We start from the raw sequence: 8,134 nt of genomic DNA on the forward strand, positions 1-8,134 counted from the left end.
GGACCGTCCCCATGACAAACGAAAGCCGCCACCCCGGCGAAGGGGCAGCGGCTAGGAACGTCGTGTTAGGCAGCGACGACACTAGCCCCGCAATCAGTAAAACGCAAGCAATTGAGCGTTTGTCTAACATTCCCGACGAAATGAAGACGTATCGTTCGTGGGTATGTTGGAAGTATCAATTGGTCTTCAGCGAAAAGCCGAAGAAGATTCCGCTTAACCCTTCAACTGGATCATTCGCCAGTCATTCCGACCAGACAAGTTGGGGAACGTTCGAACAAGCTGTTGACGCATTCCGTGACCAAGAATGCGACGGAATTGGCTTCGTATTGTCCGAGGCCGACCCTTACACGTTCATTGATTTGGACGATTGCGGCGACGACGCCGAAGCCATCGCCGTGCGCGAACGGATTATGGCGACCTTCAACAGCTACACCGAACGTTCGCCGTCCGGTCGCGGCTTCCATATCATCGTGCGCGGCAATGTCCCCGCCGGTCGCCGTCGCGGCAAGGTCGAAGTCTATTCTTCCCAACGCTTCATGACGATGACGGGGGACGTTGTATGACGGCCCGCGCGATAGTCGAATGCCCCGATTTGGCCACCCTTTGGGAACAGCTTGGCCAAGGCCGCGCCGACCGCGCCGACAGCGGCTTTGACGGCCCACAGATCGAAAGCGACGACGTGTTGCGCCAGCGCATGTTTGCCGCTGCCAACGGCGAAAAGGCGCGCGATCTACACGACGGTAATTGGCAAAAGCATTATCCGCCGCCGCATGGTTCGCAGTCGCAAGCGGACTTCGCCTTGGTCGATATTATCGCGTTCTACACCGACAACCGCGAACAGTGCGCCCGCATATTCAACCAATCAGCGTTGGGCGCGCGGAATAAGCAAACGACCATCGGCGGCGTTCCCTACGTCGAACACATGGTCGCCAAGGCATTCGCGGAAAAGCTGCCGACGATGAACCATGCCGCCGTCATCAATCAGCTTCAGGCTTTGACGGCAACGGCTGTGACGAAACAGCCGGGGCGCTTCAACATCATGATCGGCGCGGAATTGCGGACAATTCCACCGTCCCGCGACGTGATTAAAGGCGTGATGCCCGGCGAAGGGATCGTTGTTGACTATGGCCAAAGTGGCGGCGGCAAATCCTTACTCACCTTCGACATGGGAACGCATATCGCCGAAGGGCGCGATTGGTGGGGCTATCGGACGAAACAGCGGCCTGTTCTCTATCTGGCGCTTGAAGGCGCGGCGGGCTTTCGGAAGCGCGTAGCGGCATGGGAAACGGCCAACGGTCGAGACTTGCCCACAGGCATGGGGATAGCGTTCGACCCGTTCGATTTGACGAAGCCCGACGACATTGCCGCACTTGCCGCTGAATGCCCGCCGAACGTCGTAATCTTCATCGACACGTTGAACCGGGCATCCGGCGGTGCGGACGAAAACAGCCCGCTTGGAATGGGCCAGATAGTCGCCGGGGCATCGGCGCTTCAACGTTTGACGAACGGCCTTGTCGTGTTGATCGCGCATCCCGGTAAAGACCCGACGCGCGGCCTTCGCGGCCACAACAGCCTGTTCGCCGCAGCGGACGCCGTAATATTCGTCAATCGCAATGGCGACCGCCGTAGTTGGAAATTGGAGAAGTCGAAGGACGGCGAAGACGGCATCGAACACGGCTTCAGCTTGCGTGTCGTGAACCTTGGCACCGACGAAGACGGCGACCCCATCACAAGTTGCGTTGTGTCACCGGAAGGCGGGATTAGCCCGCAATGGGCGTCGAAGCCGCTTGCGCCGAACAAGCACATGGGAATGAAAACGTTCCGCGAAGCCGCTGGCGAACATGGTATCGTTGATGACGACGGCAATTTCGTCGGCGTTCATAAAGATGCTTGGCGTCCGGTGTTCTATCGCAATTCGACCGGCGATAATGAAGACAGCAAGCGTAAAGCCTTCAATCGCGCTCGCACCGACTTGGTAAGCGACGGCCATCTTGTCGTTGAAAGCGACCACTATCGCATCGGCGGACCACAGGCCGCAGCGCACAACGGGGCCATCGCGGCGTTGATTATCGCCCGCCGGGACAGCGGGACAACAGCGGGACATTCACGGGACAGTCCCGATGCCAATAGCGGGACGGGACGGGACACAACCCTTTAGGGGTGTCCCGGTGTCCCGGTTGACCGGGGGTGATGTTGAAAACCCCTGTAGGCAGCAACGACGGACGACGGCTCCGCCATTGATGCAATCAAGCCCGCATAATTCAGCGCATTTTGTATCGCTTCGAATGCCGTCCCACACGCTGCCCCACATTTTGATGAAAGGACCATCGCAATGACCGTCGATTTAGCCCTACGTTGGAAGCAACCTTGCGTCGCCAGTTTGGCCGAAGGTGTTCGCCTTCACTATGATGATGCCCTGCCGTGGCTTCATCTGCACTTCGCCATCGGATTGTTCAGCACGTCCGACGCGCTACCCATGAAGGCATCGCCGAACACGTTGGCGTTGGAAACCTCACGTCGCGTTGTCGCCTTCGAACGCAACCATGCCGAAGAAGCGTTGACCGCCGCCGGTTTCGTGACGCGCTGGACCGATGAACAGTGCGAAGCCATCGCCCGCGAAATGGCCGAAGCCATGCCCCAGCATAAGGGCGTAATCCAAGCGGTCGAACGTCGGTTGGCCGAACGTCGCGACGGCGTGTTCAACGACAAGTCTCTAACACGGAATGACGAACTGTTCGCCGTATATCGCATTCACTCTGATGAAGTTTGTGCCGAACTTGGTAACTCAATGAAGAAAGACGGCATCGAAGCTATCGTTGAAGATGCAATTGAAACAATAGATCGTTCATTAGATCATTTGTCGGAATTGCGTTCAACTAAAGACTATCGCCAATTCATTCGATTATTTCGGGTTCTTACTTCCATAAGGCGGGTCTATGATGTAATTCATCCCAAGTAATTGTCGCAAACCCCCGTCTATGGTGCCGTTCAATGTCCGCCGCTGATACCGCAAGTCCGCAGAATAAGTGGGGTCCAGCCGCCGACACGGGTAAGCCGCCGAAGAAGGTCGTGCGCCTGCCCTTGGACACGTCGCGAGACTGCCAGCGGGCGCTTGCGAAGCTGATCCGCCGGGCATTGGCCGGGGAAATGGAAACGTCCGACCTGTCGCGCTACGCGAATGCCATCATGGTGTTGGCCCGGCTGATCGAAGGCGGGCAGCTTGAAGACCGCATCGCCGCACTTGAGGCGCGCGCATGACATGGCCAGCGCCAACGCCCGTCGTATCGCCCGGTTGGAAGCACGTCGCGCCGCCGTCGTTCCTAACGTCGTTGAAGTCGGGACCGGCGAAACATTGGACGAAGCTTTGGCGCGCTTCGCCGAACGCCACGGTCGATTGCCGTCCGCATTCATCGCCACGCCGACGCGGGCGACGGACGACGAACTTCCGACGCTTGAACCCCTGTGGGCAGATCAACAGCGCCGTCTTGTGGCCGACGCCCGCGACGCAACCCGAAAATTGAAGGAAGGTAACGATGATGGAAAATGCGAGTTTGGGTCCGATGAACGTGACGCCGGGATTTACGCCGGTAAACGACCCCAAAGCCGTCGAATTTGTTCAGCACCTAACGCTGGACACGCAATTGGACGCGATGCTCGGAAACCCCGCGCACTTCGCCACTGATTCCGACGTGAATGGCGGCATTGTCAACGTTCGGGGCGCGGCCCGGACAAGCGCCGACAAGCTGAAGGGCATCACGGGCGACCTTACGGTGACGGAGCCGGTTCGCCACGAATATGCGTCGAAGGTTGCGAACGGCCTTGTCGCTACTGCCGAAGCGACGCACGGCATTCTTCTAAGCCGGTCGAAGGACTACATGGCGGCGGCTGAAAACATCTTTGGCGACCGCTTCAAGCCCAATCCCGCGCGGGAAGGCTTCTATCTTCGCGCCGCCGATTGGATGAAGGACGAAGCGAAAAATCAGAACGGCGGTTACGCCAACATTCGCGAAGCTGTGACCGACGACCCCGACTTCGCCGTTGCGATGTATAACTATAGCTGGCGTCTCTTGGGCTTGCCCGAAAAGGACGCGCTCATGTTCAAGGAACGTGCGGTCGAAAAGTTCGCCCCCGATGCGCTGGCGCACATCGAAACGTCGCACCAACTTGAAAAGCTGGCGAAGCGGTATCCCGGCTTCATCGCGAAGGTCCATTCGTCCTTCTATTCGCCGCTTGAACTGGCCAAGCTTCGCACAAGGTTCACGCTTTGACGCCCGCTCAAACTGCCTTGGCGTGGTTCGCGGGGTGGCTGGCGAAGTCCAGCGCCCCGGAACCGTCGCCGTGTTCGTCGGCGCGTCCGGTGGCGCGGACGTTCTTCGGCAAGCCCATTCCGAACCCGGTTGAAATGGTCGTTCGCGGGCAATGGGGCGAACTGTTGCCTTGGGACTTCGCCGAACCGCCGACGACGGATTTCAGCCCGAACGCACTTCCGCTGTTCGTTTCGTTCGAACAGGCGGCGAACCTTTCGTTGCCCGCTACGGCAGATTTGAGCGACCCGCCCGGCCAAATTCGTCCTGGCCTTCGGTTGGACCATGCATTGTCGAAGCTGGAAGACGCCCGGCTGGCCCTGCCGATGCCGTGGCGGTCGCCTGAAGACCGCTGGCCCTTGATGGCCGTCGTCGGGCTGGACGACCCGCAGGAAGCGATTGCGGACGCCGTGGCGCGCCTTGGGGCAGCGGGGGTGGACCTTGACGCCTATCCCCTGATCGCTGTCCCCCTGTGGGCATTGTCGCCCGCCGACCGCACCCACGTCATCGCCAACCGCTTGCCCTTTCTGCCTTAGCGCGGCGTCTCGCCTTCCTTCCTTGCCGTCGCGCTTTGGGAAGCCCGGTTCAACGTAGGTGCCAGCGTTGGGCCGGGCTTTTCCGTTTCAGCCATTGCGAAGCGTGTTGTCCGATGTAGGTTCGTCCATATGGGCGAACTTACTGACGAAGCGGGGAAAGAATTTGACGCTGATTTCAAAATCAACGGTTATTTGGCCAATGCCATGCGCCATATCCAAGCGCATATCAGGACGAAATATCCTGAAAGCTTCGCCATTGCCGACGAACTGAACAAGTTAGGGCAAGCGTTCTACGTAGATAGCACCGAATTGTTGACAGGCCGATATTCGCACGATCCGCTATGCGTCGCTATCCAGCTTATTCCCCGCGCTCTATCGGCCTACCAAGCGTCGATACTGTCGGCGGAACGCGGAATGCACGTCGAAGCATTGACGTTGGCTCGCTCGATTTATGAAACCGCGTTCTGGCTTGGATTTTTGCATAAGTCGCCGGATGCAGCGAAGAACACGCTTTTCGCGGAAACTATCAGGCAAGAGTTGGAAGTTTATCGTCTTAGTATCGAGATAGTCAAAGATAATGCCGAACATTTGGCCGAAACGCGGTCAAGAATGTCGGAGTTGGGAAAAGAACTGAAGAAATATCCGAATCCGTCAATCAAAATGAGCGACCTTGCCGACAAAGGTGGATTTGGCAACCGCTATACCGAATACAGAATGCTATGTGGAAAAGCGGCGCACGTTAGCGTTCAATCGACCATCCACTATCTGAACAGGCAGGACGATGGATCGTTCAACGGCCATATCATCGGACCCGATGAAGACGCCGTTCCCGAAATTTTTGCGTTCGCCTGTGGCGCAATCATCATGGTGATAGAAGCTATGCGCTGGCTCACGAAGGACACGTCGCGGGACAGCGAATTTCAGGCGTTAATGGCACGCTATGCAGAAACGATGGTTCCGACCGACGCCGTAACGTGAGGCGAATCAACCTTTACAATCCAGCCAACCGCACTGGCATTTTAGCGTGGGACAAAGCGTGGGACAGGAAGCCATGCTTCCAAATTATCCCACAAAACCAATCAGTTAGTCATGGTGTTGGCGGAGCGGGAGGGATTCGAACCCTCGATACGCTTTTGACGTATACTCACTTTCCAGGCGAGCGCCTTCGACCACTCGGCCACCGCTCCGCATTGCACTGGAGGCGGCTCCCTATCGCGGGTCGGCGCGCTAGGCAAGGGGATGCTTTACTTTCCTTCGTCGCTCCTGCCCGATTGCGCCAGCCGATCCGCTCCCTCGCCCCATCCCGCCGAAAGCGGGTAAAATGCCGGAACGATCCCTATCTAACGGACATTACAGCCTCGCCCGCCCGAATGGAGAGAAAGATCATGATCGTCGGCACCGTCAGAGAGGTCAAGAATCACGAATATCGCGTCGGCCTGACGCCCGAAAGCGTGCATGAACTGACCGCCCACGGCCATCGCGTGCTGGTGGAAAGCGGCGCGGGGGAGGGGATCGGCGCGCATGACGGCCTCTACGCCCGCGCCGGCGCGGAGATCGTCGAAGACCCCGCCACCATCTTCGCCACGGCGGAGATGATCGTGAAGGTCAAGGAACCCCAGCCGGAGGAACGCGCCCTGCTGCGCCCCGGCCAGATCCTCTACACCTATCTCCATCTCGCCCCAGATCCGGACCAGACGCGGGATCTGATGGCATCGGGCGCGGTCTGCATCGCCTATGAGACGGTGACGGACGCCCATGGCGGCCTGCCGCTGCTCAAGCCCATGAGCCAGGTCGCCGGTCGCATGGCGATCCAGGCTGGCGCGACCGCGCTGGAAAAGGCCAATGGCGGACGCGGGGTGCTGCTGGGCGGCGTGCCCGGCGTGCTGCCTGCGAAGGTCGCGGTGATCGGCGGCGGCGTGGTCGGCTTCAACGCGGCGCAGATGGCGGCGGGCCTGGGCGCCGACGTCACCATCCTGGACCGCAGCCCCGAAGCGCTCGAACGGCTGGGCATTCATTTCGAGGCGCGGGCGAAGACCCGCTTCTCCAACCGGGCGAACCTGGCCGAATGCGTGGCGGAGGCTGATCTGGTGATCGGCGCCGTGCTGATCCCCGGAGCCGCCGCGCCCAAGCTGGTGACGGCGGACATGCTCAAGACGATGAAGAAAGGCGCGGTGCTGGTGGATGTGGCGATCGACCAGGGCGGCTGCTTCGAAACCAGCCATCCCACCACCCATGACGATCCGACCTATATCGTGGAAGGCATCGTCCATTATTGCGTCGCCAACATGCCCGGCGCGGTGGCGCGCACCAGCACCTACGCGCTCAACAACGTGACCCTGCCCCACGCGCTGCGCATCGCCGACCTTGGCTGGAAACAGGCGCTGGCGGCGGACCCGAACCTGTTGAACGGGCTGAACGTATGGGAAGGCCGGATCACCTACCAGGCCGTGGCGGAGGCGCTGGACCTGCCCTACACCCCGGCGCGGGAAGCCGTCGGCTAGAACGCGGGGCTGCCGGTTTCGCCCAATCGCAGACCTTTCTCTCCCCTCCCTTCCAGGGAGGGGCCGGGGGTGGGTAGCCGAGCGCAGCGAGGCACCTACGTTTGCCTTCGCTCAAGTCGAACGGGAATTCCAACTCCACCTCGACCCAATTCCAGTCACGCGCATGAGCAGCTAACCTGCTTGCAACCAGACATTGCTTCCCAAAGTACCCCGCGCCACATTCCCGCGAATGAAGCAAAGATCATCCCTGTTGGCTGTCGCAGTCTTGTTGTCAGCTTGCGCGACGGATCAGTCCGCGTCGCTTGAGGATCGCACTTTGGCCTACGGATGCAGAGATGTCATTGTGGTAGGGCGAATAAGGAATGGCGAATATAAACCAGCCCACAATGACGAAGATATGCTCGGTCATGGTTGGACCCAAGCTGACGTTCAGGTGAAGCGATGGGTCAGAGGAGACAAGACGCCTCCTTGGTTGCGGATTAAATATTACGCACACACATATATGCGCGAAGACCGAGACTTCATGTTGGTGTTGTCGGATAGCAGCGCCAATGGATTTGAACTGAAACACGCGCAACTTATGTCCGTTCGACCGACGATCGCGGCCAAGTGCGACGGCTGAATTAGCCGAATGCCAGCTTGGCGGTTCAAAAGCCGAACAGCGACAATTGGCCATCGTAAGACATTCCCCTCCCGCAGGCGGGAGGGGCTAGGGGTGGGCGCGAGCAGAGCGAGCTTCTAACCTAGCCGTTGCAAAACAACGCAGATGTCGCGCCAGCCCACCCCCTAAATC

9 protein-coding genes and 1 tRNA gene are annotated in these 8,134 nt (G+C 59.3%); 8 read left to right on the forward strand and 2 right to left on the reverse strand.

The genetic code is table 11. The features are described from left to right. Window positions 1–11: 11 nt before the first annotated feature. The 7 genes from BV95_RS23555 to BV95_RS11830 all read left to right on the forward strand — a co-directional run bounded on the left by BV95_RS23555 (window position 12) and on the right by BV95_RS11830 (window position 5,818). On the forward strand, window positions 12–563 hold the full coding sequence (locus BV95_RS23555; RefSeq protein WP_156028643.1) for a hypothetical protein: 552 nt from the start codon (window positions 12–14) through the stop codon (window positions 561–563). Next, a complete protein-coding gene (locus BV95_RS22735) occupies window positions 560–2,158 on the forward strand; it encodes an AAA family ATPase (RefSeq protein WP_051749736.1) in 1,599 nt (532 codons plus the stop codon). The genes BV95_RS23555 and BV95_RS22735 overlap by 4 nt, the downstream gene beginning before the upstream one ends. Before the next feature lie 174 nt (window positions 2,159–2,332). Continuing rightward, window positions 2,333–2,959 carry a hypothetical protein gene (locus BV95_RS23560; RefSeq protein ID WP_156028644.1) on the forward strand — a complete coding sequence of 209 codons (627 nt, stop codon included), beginning with the start codon at window positions 2,333–2,335 and terminating at the stop codon, window positions 2,957–2,959. A 32-nt stretch (window positions 2,960–2,991) separates the two neighbouring features. Further along, window positions 2,992–3,258 (forward strand): hypothetical protein, encoded by a 267-nt coding sequence (locus tag BV95_RS11815; RefSeq protein ID WP_202901559.1) that lies wholly within the window; start codon window positions 2,992–2,994, stop codon window positions 3,256–3,258. Window positions 3,259–3,533: 275 nt separating this feature from the next. Beyond that, window positions 3,534–4,268: a hypothetical protein gene (locus BV95_RS11820; RefSeq protein ID WP_037451812.1), complete on the forward strand. Its 735-nt coding sequence runs from the start codon at window positions 3,534–3,536 to the stop codon at window positions 4,266–4,268. Between the two features lie 89 nt (window positions 4,269–4,357). Next, window positions 4,358–4,840, forward strand: a complete 483-nt coding sequence (locus BV95_RS11825; protein WP_062792054.1) for a hypothetical protein — start codon at window positions 4,358–4,360, stop codon at window positions 4,838–4,840. 129 nt (window positions 4,841–4,969) lie between these two features. Continuing rightward, window positions 4,970–5,818: a DUF5677 domain-containing protein gene (locus BV95_RS11830; protein WP_037451816.1), complete on the forward strand. Its 849-nt coding sequence runs from the start codon at window positions 4,970–4,972 to the stop codon at window positions 5,816–5,818. A 118-nt stretch (window positions 5,819–5,936) separates the two neighbouring features. Here the strand turns inward: BV95_RS11830 and BV95_RS11835 are convergent. After that, window positions 5,937–6,027: transfer RNA gene (locus BV95_RS11835), tRNA-Ser, on the reverse strand. 198 nt (window positions 6,028–6,225) lie between these two features. On the opposite strand from BV95_RS11835, the gene ald reads away from it, so the two are divergent. Beyond that, the gene (gene ald, locus BV95_RS11840; RefSeq protein WP_037451818.1) at window positions 6,226–7,341 is read left to right on the forward strand and encodes an alanine dehydrogenase; all 1,116 of its coding nucleotides are present in this window, start codon (window positions 6,226–6,228) and stop codon (window positions 7,339–7,341) included. 271 nt (window positions 7,342–7,612) lie between these two features. On the opposite strand, the gene BV95_RS23565 is transcribed toward ald, so the two are convergent. After that, complete coding sequence (locus BV95_RS23565; protein WP_156028645.1) at window positions 7,613–7,750, reverse strand: hypothetical protein; 138 nt, start codon at window positions 7,748–7,750, stop codon at window positions 7,613–7,615. Window positions 7,751–8,134: the final 384 nt, after the last annotated feature.

Origin of the sequence: Sphingobium chlorophenolicum, assembly GCF_000722875.1 — a bacterium.
Classification (GTDB): domain Bacteria; phylum Pseudomonadota; class Alphaproteobacteria; order Sphingomonadales; family Sphingomonadaceae; genus Sphingobium; species Sphingobium chlorophenolicum.